This is a genomic window from Streptomyces sp. NPDC042336 (assembly GCF_055581985.1).
Window position 1 is genome coordinate 672,886 of sequence record NZ_JBVJEA010000002.1, and the last position, 13,573, is coordinate 686,458.

Consider the following 13,573-nt stretch of genomic DNA (forward strand, 5'->3'; position numbering starts at 1 on the left):
CGGGAACCTGTTTCTCGCGTATCCGTAGCACCCGTGCCCGGATGTACGCGTGGTGGCCGCGCTCCCTGGGTTGCCGACACCGGCCCACGCCGCCCCCGCGCGTGCCCCCTTCCCGCCGTTCACCGCACCAGGAGCCTGCCTTGGCCAACTCGGTCTTCGATCCGTGTCCCGCGGCGTCGCGAGCGGCGTCCCTCCTGCTCCCCGCGGCGCCCTCGGCCGTGCGCGAGGGCCGCCGCCGTGTCGGGGCGACGCTGCTCTCCTGGGGCCTTTGCCTGGACGACGACTCCTCCTGGTCACTCACGGTGGTCTGCGGCGAGTTGCTCGCCCGCGCCGTGCGGCGCGCGGCCGGAGGACCGGACGGACGGCTCGCGGTCGGCGTCGACGTGGAGGGCGACCAGCTCATCGTCGACGTACGCGAAGTGCTCGGCGGCGCCGCGCCGTCCGCCCGCGCCTGCCGAAGCCCGCGACGAGGACGGCTGGGGTCTCGCCCTGGTCGACGCCCACTGCACGGCACGCACCGAGCGCACTCCCGCCGGGTCCCGTTACTGGGCCGTCGTCACACTTCCCGGCGGGGCGTTCCCGGGCCCCTCGCCGGACGTGGAACGCCTGGCGAGGGGCTGGCGGCCGTGGTGGCCTACCGCCCCGAGGAGTGGGGCACCGGCGGTCTGCCGCTGGGCGCGCCGGCCGTCTCCTGTCCTCCCGGTCTCGCGGTCTTCCGGCACCGGCTGCGCGCCTGGGGAGTGGACCGGGTGCGCCGGGCCGCCTCGCGCACCAGCCCCCGGAGGTCCGCCGGCCGGGCCGCCCCGCCTTCGACGACCGGCTCTCCCCCAGGGAGCGTGAGGTGGCGGAGCCGGCCGCCCGCGGCCTGATGAACCGTGAGATCGCGGTGGTGCTGCACCTGTCGCCCCGGACGGTGGAACAGCATGTCGCCCGCGCCCTACGGAAGACGGACGCCCTGTCCCGCCGCGACCTCCTGCCCACGTCCCAGACCCCGGCCCCGGACTCGTCCTCGTTCTCCTCCGCGTCCGTCACGGTGCGGGAGGGGAGCGGCGGTCCTCCTCGAGGTGTGGAGTTCGTCCGCGGGCTCAGCCCGCGAAGCGGGCCATCCAGGCCTCGACCTCGTCCGCGGTGCGGGGCAGGCCCGCCGACAGGTTCTCGTGGCCGTCCTCGGTGACGATCAGGTCGTCCTCGATCCGGACGCCGATGCCGCGCCACTCCTCGGGCACGGTCAGGTCGTCCGCCTGGAAGTACAGGCCCGGTTCGACGGTCAGGCACATGCCCGGCTCCAGCCGGCCCTCCACGTACTCCTGCGTGCGGGCCCGCGCGCAGTCGTGGACGTCCAGGCCCAGCATGTGACCGGTGCCGGCCATGGTGAAGCGGCGCTGCAGACCCAGCTCGTAGGCCCGCTCGACGGGGCCCTCGATGAAGCCCCACTCCACCAGCCGCGCCGTCAGGTGGCGTTGGGCCGCCTCGTGGAAGTCGCGGTAGGCGGCACCCGGCTTGACGGTCGCGATCCCCGCCTCCTGGGCCTCGTACACCGCGTCGTAGACCTGGCGCTGCAGGGGTGTGAAGGTGCCGCTGATCGGCAGGGTGCGGGTGACGTCGGCGGTGTAGAGGGAGCGCGTCTCGACACCGGCGTCCAGGAGCAGCAGGTCCCCCGGGCGGACCGGGCCGTCGTTGTCCGTCCAGTGCATGATCGTGGCGTGCTCTCCGGCGGCGCAGATCGTGCCGTAGCCCACCGCGTTGCCCTCCAGGCGTGCCCGGCGGAAGAAGGTGCCCTCCAGCCAGCGCTCCGACGAGGCGACGGCCCGGGACAACTCGCCCACGACGTCGGTGAAGCCGCGCACCGTGGAGTCCACCGCCTTGCGCAACTCCCCGATTTCCCAGGCGTCCTTGACCAGGCGCAGGTCGCTCAGCGCGTCCTCCAGTTCGGCGTCGCGCCCGGCGTCGGTGGTGACGGCGGCCTCCAGGGCGGGGTCGACCCCGCGCACGATCCGGGTCCGCGCGTCAGGAGTGGCGGCCAGGTCGGCGGCCGCGGTGCGCACGTCCCGGCACGGCAGGCCGAGCACGCGCTCCGACTCGGCCAGCGAGCGGCGCCGGCCGGTCCACAGTTCGGCGTGGGCGCCGGTCCAGAACTCGTCGTCGTTCCGGCTGTCCCGGGGCAGTTGGTAGCAGTAGGCGTCGTGTCCGCCGTCCGCGCGGGGTTCGAGCACCAGGGCTCCGTCCCGGGCCTGGTGACCGGTCATGTGCACGTAGCCGGAGTATGGCCGGAAGGGGTAGGTGTCGTCGTTGGAGCGGACCTTGAGGTTGCCCGAGGGGACCACCAGCCGTTCGCCGGGGAACCGTGCGGAGAGCGCGGCACGGCGCCGGGCCGCGTAGGGGGCCTGTTCGGCGGGCGTGAGGTCGTGCCGCTCCGTGTCCGCCCAGCCCGTGCGCATCAGGGCGGACAGCTCCGCCGAGAGCTTCGGGTACAGGCTGTTCTTCCGACGGTTCGCCACGTCGTGCACCTTCTTCCGTTGGGCTGCGGAGGGGCCCATACATGGCCCCTCCGCCGCGGGTCCGTGCCCCGCGGCGGCCCGGACGGTACCGCCCCGGGACGGGCCGCGGGGCCCAGGAGTGCCAGTGGCACCGATCTGCCACCGCGGGAGGGGCCTGGCCGATAATCGCCTCATGGCGAACGAGAAGCTCGGCGAGTCCCTCCGCGTGCTGGGGCTCGACCCCACGGCCTGCCGGGTGTATCTGGCCCTGCTGGAGCTCTCGCCCGCGCCGCTGGAAGCGATCGGCGCGGCCACCGGCCTGAGCGGGGACCGGCTCACCGCGGCGTATGCCGCCCTGGCGGACACCGGTCTGGCCAGTGCCGCGGCCGGGGACGGGGACGTGGTGGCCCCGGTGCCGCCCGCGGCGGGTCTGGAGGTGCTCGCCCGGCACCGGGCGGCAGAGCTGGAGGAGTCGCGCATCGCCGTCGGGGGCGCCTTCGAGTCGTTCCGGCGCCGGCGGCTCGCCGCCTACAACGACGGCCTCGTCGAGGTCGTCACCGGGGAGGACGTCGGCCCGCGGATGCGTCAGGCGTGGACCAGTGCCCGCGAGCAGATCCGGCAGTTCGAGTCCCCGCCCTACGTCCACCTTGCGGGCGCGACCGACGACGCGCTCGCGACGCTGGCCCGCGGGGTGACGCAGCGTGTCGTCTACGCGCGCGAGGCACTGGAGCGGCCCGGCCAGCTGGAGGACGTCATCGAGCCCTGTATCGAGGCGGGTGAGCAGGCCAGGGTGCTGCCGTCGGTGCCGGTCAAGCTGCTGATCATCGACGAGGCGTACGCGCTGGTGTCGTTGTCGATCAAGGACGCCGACGTGCACAACACCATGCTGGTGGTGCAGCCCTGCGGACTGCTCTCCGCGCTGACGGCCCTGTTCGAGCAGACCTGGCGCGACGCCGTCCCGCTGCACGGTCTCGCGTCCCGCCCCGCCGGGCTCCCGCCGGCCGACCGGCGCCTGCTGCGGCTGCTGGCCGGCGGCGCGACCGACGAGGTCGCCGCCCGCGAGCTGGGCATCAGCCGCCGTACGCTGTTCCGCCGTCTCCAGGTCCTCATGGCCCGGCTCGGCGCCGCGAACCGCTTCCAGCTGGCCCTGCAGGCCCAGCGCTCGGGCTGGCTGTGAACCCGTCCCAGGCCGGCGATGGCCGCCCGCGTGTTCCCGCGGGCGGCCATCGCCGTGACGGCGGACGGCTCAGAACTGGAGCGGGTAGGTGTGGCGCAGGCTGCCCCCGTGGCGCTTGGCCAGCGCCTTGGCCGAGGCGGGTATGCCGGCTCGGGCGACGTCGTTCTCGAGGGTGACGATGTAGGAGCCCTCGACCGCTCCGGCGCGGTCGGCACCGACGACGTGGGCACCGTCGCCGGGCGGTACGGGGGCCGCTGCTCCGCTGGTGGCCGCGGCGCCCACGAGCAGCGCGGACGCGGCACCGGCGGCGAGCAGCCCCCCGTACGGCACGGGCGTCGGACTTCATGAGCTTCACGGGCGTCTCCGTGAGGATGTGGTGCGCATGACAAGCCAGGGTTCGAGTCACCTTTCGCGCCGTGCACGCCCCCGGGGGTGCGGATCGGTGCGACGGTGTCCCGTGGAAGGGAACCCAGGCACCGGCCCGGCGCGCGCCTGTCCGGGTGCCACCGGCACGGACACGCAAATAACCGCGGCGCCCGGTACGACTCCCGGAGTTCCGCACGGAGTCGCCCGGCGGCGGCCGGCATCGGACGGCCGCCGGCTCTGAACACCACGTCCCGCGGGACCGTACCTCTCGGCAGATCATCACGCGTCCACCATGGAAGGGACCCCAGCATGACCAGCGCATCGTTTCATCCCGCGGCGGGACCGGCCCGTCGCACCGTCGTGGCGGCGGCCGGGGCGGCGGGGCTCACCGCCGTGCTGGCCGCCTGCGGGGGCTCGGACGACGACGGGTCCGGCGACACCGGCACCGCTCCCTCCGGCAGCCCCTCCCAGGAGGCGGGCGGCGGTTCGGGCGGCGGCGAGAACGCGGGGGCCGGGGCCGCCCTCGCGGCGACGGCGGACATCCCCGAGGGCGGTGGGAAGGTCTTCCCCGACCAGAAGGTGGTGGTGACCCAGCCCACGGCGGGCGACTTCAAGGCGTTCTCCGCCACCTGCCCCCATCAGGGCTGCGCCGTGAAGAGCGTGGCCGACGGCCTCATCAACTGCCCCTGCCACAACAGCAGTTTCTCGATCACCGACGGCAGTGTGCAGGGCGGTCCCGCACCCAAGCCGCTGCCCGCCGTGCAGATCACGGTCAGCGGGGACTCGATCCGGCTGGCCGGATGACCGTGGCGCAGCGCCGGGGGCGCAGGATCATGATGACCCCCGGCGAACTGGAGGCGTTCCTCACCACCCAGCGCACCTGCCGGGTCGCCACGGTCTCGGCCGATGGCGCCCCGCACGTGAGCACGCTCTGGTTCGCCTGGGACGGTGCCTCGATGTGGCTGTACTCGGTGGTGCGCAGCCGGCGCTGGACGGATCTGCGGCGCGATCCGCGGGTGGCGATCGTCGTCGACGCCGGTGAGGAGTACGACGAGTTGCGGGGCGTGGAGCTGTCCGGCCGGATGGAGTTCGTGGGCGAGGCGCCGCGCACCGGCGAGCTGTGCGCCGAACTCGACTTCCCGGAGACGCTGTTCGCCCGCAAGAACTTCGGCCTCCAGGAGATGCCGCACGACGGCCGGCACGCCTGGCTGCGGCTGACGCCGGAGAAGGTCGTCTCCTGGGACTTCCGCAAACTGGCGTCCGGGTAGCCGGGCGGGCCCGGCGGCGCCCCACCCCGAGAGGCGGGCCCGGCGGCGCCCCACCCCGAGAGGCGGGCCCGGCGGCGCCCCACCCCGAGAGGCGGGCCCGGCGGCGCCCGTCCGGCCGCTCACTCCGTCAGCCGCTCCCCCGCGCGGTCGCCGACCCCGCCTCGCCCACCTCCCGCGCCGTCGCCCGCAGCGCGTCCACCGCCGCGCGGATCGACGGGCGGCGGTCGGCGTCCGCGCGCCAGACCACGTACACGTGCCGGCGCACCCGCTGCTTCAGCGGCGCGGTGACCACCGCGGCGGGCATCGGATGGCGTCCGAGCAGGGGTGCGATGCACACGCCGAGCCCCGCCGCGACCAGCCCGAGCTGGGTGTGGGTCTCGGCGGCGCGATGGCCGACGATCGGCTCGATGCCCTTCGAACGCAGCGTGAACATCAGCCACTCGTGGCAGAACTCGCCCTCGCCCCAGGTGATCCACTCGTCCTCGGCGAACTCGGCGAGGTCCACCTCGTCCCGCCCGGCGAGCCGGTGGCCGACGGGCATGGCGACATCGGCGGGGTCGTCCAGGAGCGGCGCCTTGACCAGGCCGTCGGGCAGCGGCATCGGCTTGTTGTACCAGTCGAGCACGACGGCCAGGTCCAGGTCGCCGCGCACCACGCCGTTGATGCCGCGCTCCGGCTCCAGCTCCGAGGAGCGGATGCGCAGCGCGGGGTGCTCGGCGCGCAGGGCGGCCAGCGCGGCGGGGAAGAGCCCCCGGGCGGCCGTCGGGAACGCGGAGAGCCTCAGTTCGCCCGCCACCTGGCCGCGCTGTGCCTCCAGGTCGGCCTGGGCCAGCTCGACCTGGGAGAGGATGCGGGCCGCGTGCTCGGCGAGCAGCCGGCCGGCGTCGGTGAGGCGCACGCCCCGCCCGTTCTTGGCGAGGAGCCGCTGGCCGGCCTCGCGCTCCAGCTTGGCCATCTGCTGGGAGACGGCCGAGGTGGTGATGTGCAGGCCGGCGGCGGCGCCGCTGACCGATCCGTGCCGGGCGAGGGCGTCGAGGGTCCGCAGGCGCTCCAGGTTCAACATGTAAGCAATACTACGAGGTACCCCGTGCGAAATCTCGATTGTGCTACGAGAAGGACTGCCTCATCGTTGCCTGCATGAGCAGCAGCGTCCCGTCCCCCTCCGTCTCCTCCCCGGCCCGCCGCGTCCTCGACTGGCGGCTGCGCTTCGGGTTCCTCTCCCTCGTCTGGGGTTTCAGCTTCCTCTTCATGAAGGTGGGCACCGAGAGCTTCGCCCCGTTCCAGGTCACTCTCGGACGGCTGGCGTTCGGCACGGCGGTGGTCGCCGCGGCGATGGCGGTGAAGCGGGAGCGACTCCCGCGCGGGGCGTGGACGTGGGTGCATCTGGCGGTCGCCGGTTTCCTCCTCAACGCGCTGCCGTTCTCCCTGTTCGCCTTCTCGGAGCTGACGATCCCGTCGTCGCTCGCGGGCATCTGCAACGCGACCTCGCCGCTGTGGGGCATGGCCCTGTCGCTGGTCGCCCTGTCCGAGGACCGCCCGACACGGCGCCGCGTGGCCGGTCTCGGCATCGGCTTCCTCGGCGTCCTGACGGTGCTGGGCGTCTGGCAGGGCTTCCACGGCCTCGACCTCACGGGCACGGCGCTGGCCCTGCTGGCCTCGCTCAGCTACCCGGTCGGCTGGATCTACGTCCGCCGCGCCCTGGCCGGCTCCAGCCACTCCCACCTCTCGCTGACCGGCACCCAGCTGGGTCTGGCCACACTGCAACTGGCCGTCGTGACGCCGGTGTTCACCTCGGTGCCGACCGGCTTCCCGGTGCTCCCCGTGCTGGCGGTCGCGGCCCTGGGCATCCTCGGCACCGGGCTCGCCTTCCTGATCCAGTACGACCTGGTCGCCGAGGTCGGCCCGACGACGGCGCAGATGGTCACGTACTTCACTCCGGTCATCGCCACGGCCGCGGGCGTCGCGCTGCTCGGCGAGTCGCTGTCCTGGTCGACCCCGGTCGGCGCGGCCGTCGTCCTCGCCGGGGCGGCACTGACCCAGTCCCGCCCCAGGACCGGCCGCGGCGGAAGCACGCCCGCACCGCCGCCCCAGGCGTCGCCGCCGGGGGTACGCCAAGGGGCGCGGGTCTGAGGTCCGGGGCCTGAGGGCCGGGGCCGCTCAGACGTAGCTCCGTGGCGGCCCCGCGCCCGGCCCGACCGCCGACGCGACCGCGGCCGCCAGCGGCCCGGCGTCCTCCTCGCCCAGCGTCGAGACGGTGATCCGGATGCCGGGCGGCGCGCTCAGGCGGAAGCGGGCGCCAGGGGCCACGGCCCAGCCGGCGTGCAGGAGCCGGGCGACGGCCCCGGTCTCGTCCGGCACCGGGATCCACACGTTCATGCCGCTGCGGCCGTGCCCGGCGACCCCGTGCTCGGCCAGGGCGCCGAGGAGCGCGTCCCTGCGTCGCCCGTACACCCCCGCCACCGCGCGGGTGTCCACCGCGCCGTCGGCCCACAGCCCGGCCACGGCCCGCTGGGTGATGCGGCTGACCCAGCCGGGCCCGAGCCGCTGCCGCCCCCGTACCCGGTCGAGGGTGACGGAATCTCCGGTGAGCACGGCGAGCCGCAGGTCGGGTCCGCAGGCCTTGGCGGCGGAGCGGACGAAGGCCCAGCTCCGGGTCGTGCCGGCGAGCGGGTGCAACGGGAGGTCGACGATGCCGTGGCCGTGGTCGTCCTCGATGAGGAGCGTGCCGGGGTGGTCGCGCAGGACGGACCGCAGGGCACGCGCGCGCGCCGGGCCCACCGCGGCGCCCGTCGGGTTCTGCGCGCGGTCCGTGACGACCAGGGCGCGGGCGCCGGCCGCGAGGACCCGGCGTACGTCCTCGGGCAGTGGTCCCTGGTCGTCGACCCCTACGGGGACCGTGCGCAGGCCGAGCGCGGGCACCAGGTCCAGGAGGCTGCCCCAGCCGGGGTCCTCGACGGCGACGGCGTCACCGGGCTTGAGGTGCGCCGCGAGGACCCGCTCCATCGCGTCCAGCGATCCGGACGTCACCGCCACCGGCCCGTCCGGCACACCGTCGGCGTCCAGTTCTGCGCGGGCGACGCGGGCCAGTTCCGGGTCCACGGGCGCGTGCCCGTACAGCACCGGTTCGCGGTCGCCCTGTCCTGCCGCCGCGGCGAAGACCGGGCCCAGCGCGGGCAGCAGCGCCGGGTCCGGATTGCCGTCGGACACGTCGCGCACGCCCTCGGGCACGTCGACGCGGATGAACTCCCGCCCGGTGGTGGCGGGCTTGGCGCGCACCCGGCTGCCCCGCCGCCCGGCCGTCTCGATGACCCCGCGTTCACGCAGGGTGCGGTAGGCGGCGGCGACGGTGTTCGGGTTGACCCCGAGCCGCTGCGCCAACTCCCGCATCGGCGGCAGGGGTTGCCCCGGTTGCAGCTCTCCCGAGCCCACCGCCCGCTCGACGCTCGCGGAAATCTCCGCTGCGCCCCGCCCTGTGATCCGATACTCTCCTAGCACAAAGACTATTATGCACTAGTGCAATGGAGAGCGCCATGCAGGGGACCACGGGGACGCCGTCGCGGCCCACCGACACCTACCCGCCCACCGACCGCACCGTCCCCACCCGCTCCCCCGGCCGGGCGGCGTACGACAAGGAGCTGGTGCACTCGATACTCGACGAGGGGTACGTCTGCCACCTCGGCTTCGTCCGCGACGGCGCCCCGGTGGTCCTGCCGACGCTGTACGGCCGGGTGGGCGAGCGGCTGTACGTGCACGGCTCGACGGGCTCGCGCCCGCTGCGGATGACGGGCGCCGCCGACCCGGGGCTGCCGGTCTGCCTGACGGTGACGCACGTCGACGCGCTGGTGCTGGCCCGCTCGGCGTTCCACCACTCGATCAACTACCGGTCGGTGGTGGTGCACGGCACCGCGTACGAGGTGACGGACCCCGAGGAGCGGCGCACGGCCCTGGACGCCCTGGTCGACCACGTCGTCCCGGGCCGCTCCCACGACTCGCGGCCGGCCAACAAGAAGGAGCTGGCCGCCACCGCCGTGATCCGCCTCGACCTGGACGAGGTCTCCGCCAAGCTCCGCACCGGCGGGGTGAACGACGAACCGGAGGACCTCGCCCTCCCGCACTGGGCCGGTCTCGTCCCGCTGCGCAAGGGGTACGAGGCTCCGGTCGCCGATCCGGCCCTGGCACCCGGCACGGCGCTGCCCGACTACCTGCCGGCCGGGTGACACCGGCCGGCCGAGGAGGCATGGGGCCCGCCGCAGGGCCCGGCGTCACGCCGGCGAGGGCCGGGTCCGCGCCTCCCGCGCCGCCCGGGTCTCCGCCACCGCGAGCCCCGCGACCGAGCCGAGCATCAGCAGCGTGCCGGCCAGGGTCGCCGCCGTGAGGTGCTCGCCGAGCAGCAGGACGGCGAGCGCCGCGGCGCTGACCGGCTCCAGGAGCATGATCACGGAGACGGTCGCGGACCGGACGACGGCCGCACCCGCGAAGTAGAGCCCGTAGGCGAGGGCGGTCGGGACGGCGGCGACGTACGCGAGGAGCCACAGGAGCCGGACCGGTTCGGCGGTGTGCGGCACCAGGCCCTCGACGAGCGCGAGCGGGAGCAGGCAGAGGCTCGTGACGGCGAACGCCCCCACGGACCTGCCGGCCGCGTCCGCTCCGCCGTCCCGGCCCCACCACCGGGTGAGCAGCGTCATCACCGAGTACCCGGCGGCGGACAGCAGCGCGAGGAGGACACCCGGCAGGCGGACGGTCGTACCCCCGCCGCCGAGGACGAGGACCACGAGCCCGGCGAGCGCGCCGACGACCGCCGCGGTGCCGCCCGCTCCCAGGTGTTCACCGAGGGCGAGGCGCGCGCCGAGGGCGATCAGCACGGGCCCGGCACCGAGGGTGACGACCGTGGCCACGGCGAGCCCTGTGGACTGCACGGCGGCGAAGTAGGCGGTCTGGAACACCGCGAGCCCGATACCGGTTACCAGGGCCCGCAGCGCCTTGCGGGCGAACGGTTCACGGACGGCCGGGCGCACCCGCGGGCGCAGCGGACGTACGGCGAGCAGCAGGACGAGTCCCACCGCGCACCGCCAGAACGACAGGGCGACGGGTCCCATGTCGCTGGCTCGGTAGACCAGTGAGGCGGCGGCACCGGCGGTGCCCCAGGCGACACCGGCGACGATCAGATAGAGGAGGCCACGCCCGACGGGCAGGCCGGAGACGGCATTCGACACGAGTTCTCTCCGCAGACGCGCACGAGGCGCGGAAGTTCGGGGCGGCCCGGGACGACCGGGGCGCGGGGACCTTCGTCTGCGGGCAGCACCGTCCGGCCCGGCGGCAGCGCGCCGGGCTCGTCACAGGGGCCCGCCTCAGGCGGCCGGAGGCGGGAGGACGAGTGCGTCGGAATGCATGATCCGCACCCTAGGTCGCCGTCCCACGGCTCGACAACTCCCTTTCGGGCCCTCCACTGGCCACCGGGTCCGCGGAGCCCTTCGCCGGGGTCGAGGACTGGGCGATGAAGGCGCCGGCCAGCACCACGACGCCGCCGATGATCTGCGGGGCGGAGAGGTGCTCGCCGAGCAGCACCCAGGCCAGGACGGTCGCGATGACCGCTTCGAGGCAGGCCACGACCCCGGCGACCTGCGGCGACAGCCGGCGCACGGCCACGATCCCGGTGACGTAGGCGAGCACCGTGGCGATGAGCACGATCCAGGCCAGCAGCAGGGCGGCGGCGACGGGTGTGCCGTCCATGGGGGCGGTGCCGGCCAGGACGGACCACTCCATCGACCAGGGCCGGGCGACGAGGGTGAGCACGGCGGCGCCGACGAGCAGGCCGTAGGCGATGACACCGAGCGGGTCGGGCGCCTCCTCGCCGGCGTCGCTGCCCTGGTCGGACAGGACGAAGTAGCCGACCTGGCAGCAGGCGGCGCCGAGGGCGAGCAGCAGTCCGAGGGCGTCGAAGCCCAGCCCCGCCCAGACCTCGACCACGCAGGCGAGGCCGCCCACCGCCAGGACCACCCCGAGCGCGGCGGCCCGCGTGACCGGCCGCCGCTGCACGAACCGCACCCAGCCGAGGACCAGGGCGGGCGCCAGGTACTCGACGAGCAGCGCGACGCCCACCGGGATGCGGGAGATGGCGGCGAAGTAGCAGGCCTGCACACCGGCCACGGCGAACAGGCCGTATCCGGCGACGAGCGCGGGGCGGCGGCGCAGCAGGGCGCGGTGGCGCACGGCGAGCGGCAGCATCACCAGGGCCGCGCCGGCCACCCTCAGCCAGACCACGTGGAGCGGATCGAGTCCGGCCTCGATCAGCGGTTTGGCCGCGACTCCGGAGCCGCCGAAGGCGACGGCGGAGGCCAGTGCCAGGCCGAGCCCGGTGCCCTTGCCGCGGTTGCCGCGGGCGCTGTCAGACGTATGCACCGGCACATGATGACAGGGGTCGACATGACCGTCACCCCCGATGACACCTGTCTCACCGGCTGGACGGCCCGGTGGCGCCCGTGGCGGGAGCGACGGGCGCGGGCTCAGGGCGTCGGCTCGACATGGTTCTCCACGCGGGCGAGCACGGTGTGCGGTTCGACGGCGGCACGGGCCAGCACCTCGGCGGCCCGCGTCCGCGGGTCCGCGACCAGGGCGGCGAGCAGGTCCACGCCACCGGCCCGGGCGGCCCCGCGCCGGGCGGCGCGGGCGCAGGCGTCCTCCAGGCACGCCGCGGCCGGCGGGGAGAACCCGGCGGCGCCGGTCACGACGGGTACGGCGCCGGAGTCCTCGACGGAGCTCTGCCAGCGCAGGCCGTAACCGATGCTGCGCTGCACGAGGTAGCCGAGGACGCGGGCGATCCGTGGCCCGTCACCGAGCAGGTCACGGGCCTGGGGATCGCACTCCAGCAGCGAGTGCAGCAGATGGGCCGTGTCGATCTGCCGGTCCCCGTCCCGCACCGCCCGGCGACGGGCGCCGGAGACCGCCGAAGCCAGTTCCGCGCTGAAGCTGGCCTCGAGGTCGGTGCCGTCCGGCCACCGGCCGACTTGCTCGCCGGCCGACTGCCGGGGGATACGGGGTTGCACATCTCCCAGCTCATCAGTCCCGCGGGGCCCGGTCATCCCCGAAGGGAAGCATTTCGCCGTCCCACGCAGAGTGGACCCGCCCGGTCGGAATCTCCTCCTTGCGGATGAGATCAGGCCGTTCCGGCCGGCCGGGCGCACGCCGCCTCGCCACGCGCCCCCCGGGGCAACCGAAAGGCTTCCTCGCGGGTCGAACAGGGGCATGAGGAGCAGGTGCTGGCTCGTGGCCCTGCCTGCCGTCGACGGCAGGCAGTACGTGTACCGGGTCGACGCCCCCGCGGAGGCGTTGCTCGCCGACCTGTTCTGGGATGCCTGGCACTGCCACGACGAGAGCGCCTTCCCGCGCGCGTGGGACGTCTTCGACGCGGCGGTGATACGGCGGGTCGACTGAACGCCGCCGGGCCCCGGTCCCCCACCCCGCCGCACGCCGCTCCGGACGCGGAGGGTGCCCCGCGGATCCACTCCACGGGGCACCCTCAGCGGCGTCAGTCCTCGTCGGCGAGGATCAGGTACAGCTTCTTGCGGGCGTCGCCGATGACGGCGAGCGCCTTCTCCCGCTGCTCCTTGCTACCGGTCTTCCAGACCTGGCCGAAGGCCTCCATCAGTCCGAAACCGGCCTGCCGGATGTCGTTGAGAGCCTCCCAGTCGACGCCCCGCGAGGCCTCCTCCCAGGGCGCCTCCGGGCCTTCCTCGGCCGCGGTGCGGCCCGCCTCGGTGAGCGCGAAGAGCTTCTTCCCGCCCTCGCTCTCACTGGCGATCAGCCCCTCGTCCTCCAGCAGTTGGAGGGTGGGGTACACCGAACCGGGGCTGGGCTTCCACGCCCCGCCGCTGCGCTCGGCGATCTCCTGGATCATCTCGTAGCCGTGCATCGGCCGGTCCTTCAGAAGGGCCAGGATCGACGCCCTCACGTCGCCCCGCCGTGCCCTTCCCCTGGGCCCGCCGCGTCCTCGGCCACCCCAGGGGCCCCCGTGACCGAAGCCCGGCCCGAAGGGACCGCCGGGGCCGCCGCCGGGACCGCCGGGCCCGAAGGGGCCGAACGCCGCGCGCCGGCCTTCGAAGCCGCCTCGGCCGAAGGATCCGAAGGGACCCCCTTCTCCGTGACCGGGGCCGTGTCCACCGTGTCCACGCTCGTATCCGTGGTTACGCATCGCCATCACTCCATTCAGTCGTTGATCTGTCGCGATGCCTCAACGATATATCGGAACGTATCGCTGCGCAAGACCCGCCGCCGGCCGGAGGCAGCCT

At 74.6% G+C, this 13,573-nt stretch carries 15 protein-coding genes and 1 pseudogene; 7 read left to right on the forward strand and 9 right to left on the reverse strand.

Annotated elements, in window-relative coordinates; translation table 11 throughout:
• Positions 1-293 precede the first annotated feature (293 nt).
• The gene (locus tag ACZ6IM_RS08505; RefSeq protein ID WP_469555186.1) at positions 294-518 is read right to left on the reverse strand and encodes a hypothetical protein; all 225 of its coding nucleotides are present in this window, start codon (positions 516-518) and stop codon (positions 294-296) included.
• 269 nt (positions 519-787) lie between these two features.
• On the opposite strand from ACZ6IM_RS08505, the pseudogene ACZ6IM_RS08510 reads away from it, so the two are divergent.
• A pseudogene (locus tag ACZ6IM_RS08510) lies at positions 788-973 on the forward strand (helix-turn-helix domain-containing protein); the annotation flags it as partial.
• 112 nt (positions 974-1,085) lie between these two features.
• Here ACZ6IM_RS08510 and ACZ6IM_RS08515 read toward each other — a convergent pair.
• On the reverse strand, positions 1,086-2,498 hold the full coding sequence (locus ACZ6IM_RS08515) for an aminopeptidase P family protein (RefSeq protein ID WP_052839069.1): 1,413 nt from the start codon (positions 2,496-2,498) through the stop codon (positions 1,086-1,088).
• A 172-nt stretch (positions 2,499-2,670) separates the two neighbouring features.
• Between ACZ6IM_RS08515 and ACZ6IM_RS08520 the strand changes: the two genes are divergently transcribed.
• A complete protein-coding gene (locus ACZ6IM_RS08520; protein ID WP_052838817.1) occupies positions 2,671-3,654 on the forward strand; it encodes a helix-turn-helix domain-containing protein in 984 nt (327 codons plus the stop codon).
• A gap of 69 nt (positions 3,655-3,723) precedes the next feature.
• Here the strand turns inward: ACZ6IM_RS08520 and ACZ6IM_RS08525 are convergent, their stop codons facing one another.
• Positions 3,724-3,984 carry a hypothetical protein gene (locus ACZ6IM_RS08525; protein ID WP_052838816.1) on the reverse strand — a complete coding sequence of 87 codons (261 nt, stop codon included), beginning with the start codon at positions 3,982-3,984 and terminating at the stop codon, positions 3,724-3,726.
• A 345-nt stretch (positions 3,985-4,329) separates the two neighbouring features.
• Between ACZ6IM_RS08525 and ACZ6IM_RS08530 the strand changes: the two genes are divergently transcribed.
• Together ACZ6IM_RS08530 and ACZ6IM_RS08535 are read left to right on the forward strand one after the other, a co-directional pair.
• A complete protein-coding gene (locus ACZ6IM_RS08530) occupies positions 4,330-4,824 on the forward strand; it encodes a Rieske (2Fe-2S) protein (RefSeq protein ID WP_052838815.1) in 495 nt (164 codons plus the stop codon).
• The gene (locus ACZ6IM_RS08535) at positions 4,821-5,288 is read left to right on the forward strand and encodes a pyridoxamine 5'-phosphate oxidase family protein (protein ID WP_052838814.1); all 468 of its coding nucleotides are present in this window, start codon (positions 4,821-4,823) and stop codon (positions 5,286-5,288) included. Before ACZ6IM_RS08530 ends, ACZ6IM_RS08535 begins: the two co-directional genes overlap by 4 nt.
• A gap of 127 nt (positions 5,289-5,415) precedes the next feature.
• Here ACZ6IM_RS08535 and ACZ6IM_RS08540 read toward each other — a convergent pair whose 3' ends face one another.
• The gene (locus tag ACZ6IM_RS08540; protein WP_052838813.1) at positions 5,416-6,351 is read right to left on the reverse strand and encodes a LysR family transcriptional regulator; all 936 of its coding nucleotides are present in this window, start codon (positions 6,349-6,351) and stop codon (positions 5,416-5,418) included.
• A gap of 74 nt (positions 6,352-6,425) precedes the next feature.
• On the opposite strand from ACZ6IM_RS08540, the gene ACZ6IM_RS08545 reads away from it, so the two are divergent.
• Complete coding sequence (locus tag ACZ6IM_RS08545; RefSeq protein WP_469555191.1) at positions 6,426-7,418, forward strand: DMT family transporter; 993 nt, start codon at positions 6,426-6,428, stop codon at positions 7,416-7,418.
• Positions 7,419-7,445: 27 nt separating this feature from the next.
• On the opposite strand, the gene ACZ6IM_RS08550 is transcribed toward ACZ6IM_RS08545, so the two are convergent.
• On the reverse strand, positions 7,446-8,783 hold the full coding sequence (locus tag ACZ6IM_RS08550; RefSeq protein ID WP_052838811.1) for an aminotransferase class I/II-fold pyridoxal phosphate-dependent enzyme: 1,338 nt from the start codon (positions 8,781-8,783) through the stop codon (positions 7,446-7,448).
• A gap of 35 nt (positions 8,784-8,818) precedes the next feature.
• Here ACZ6IM_RS08550 and ACZ6IM_RS08555 point away from each other — a divergent pair, with 35 nt between their 5' ends.
• Positions 8,819-9,505: a pyridoxamine 5'-phosphate oxidase family protein gene (locus ACZ6IM_RS08555; RefSeq protein WP_052838810.1), complete on the forward strand. Its 687-nt coding sequence runs from the start codon at positions 8,819-8,821 to the stop codon at positions 9,503-9,505.
• A 45-nt stretch (positions 9,506-9,550) separates the two neighbouring features.
• On the opposite strand, the gene ACZ6IM_RS08560 is transcribed toward ACZ6IM_RS08555, so the two are convergent.
• The 3 genes from ACZ6IM_RS08560 to ACZ6IM_RS08570 form a co-directional block, all read right to left on the reverse strand.
• Complete coding sequence (locus ACZ6IM_RS08560) at positions 9,551-10,501, reverse strand: DMT family transporter (protein WP_052838809.1); 951 nt, start codon at positions 10,499-10,501, stop codon at positions 9,551-9,553.
• Between the two features lie 187 nt (positions 10,502-10,688).
• The gene (locus tag ACZ6IM_RS08565; RefSeq protein ID WP_052838808.1) at positions 10,689-11,693 is read right to left on the reverse strand and encodes an EamA family transporter; all 1,005 of its coding nucleotides are present in this window, start codon (positions 11,691-11,693) and stop codon (positions 10,689-10,691) included.
• A gap of 98 nt (positions 11,694-11,791) precedes the next feature.
• Positions 11,792-12,331: a Clp protease N-terminal domain-containing protein gene (locus ACZ6IM_RS08570; RefSeq protein ID WP_469555196.1), complete on the reverse strand. Its 540-nt coding sequence runs from the start codon at positions 12,329-12,331 to the stop codon at positions 11,792-11,794.
• 220 nt (positions 12,332-12,551) lie between these two features.
• Between ACZ6IM_RS08570 and ACZ6IM_RS08575 the strand changes: the two genes are divergently transcribed.
• A complete protein-coding gene (locus tag ACZ6IM_RS08575; RefSeq protein WP_037923674.1) occupies positions 12,552-12,719 on the forward strand; it encodes a hypothetical protein in 168 nt (55 codons plus the stop codon).
• 94 nt (positions 12,720-12,813) lie between these two features.
• On the opposite strand, the gene ACZ6IM_RS08580 is transcribed toward ACZ6IM_RS08575, so the two are convergent.
• Complete coding sequence (locus ACZ6IM_RS08580; protein WP_469555199.1) at positions 12,814-13,476, reverse strand: PadR family transcriptional regulator; 663 nt, start codon at positions 13,474-13,476, stop codon at positions 12,814-12,816.
• Between the last annotated feature and the right edge of the window lie 97 nt (positions 13,477-13,573).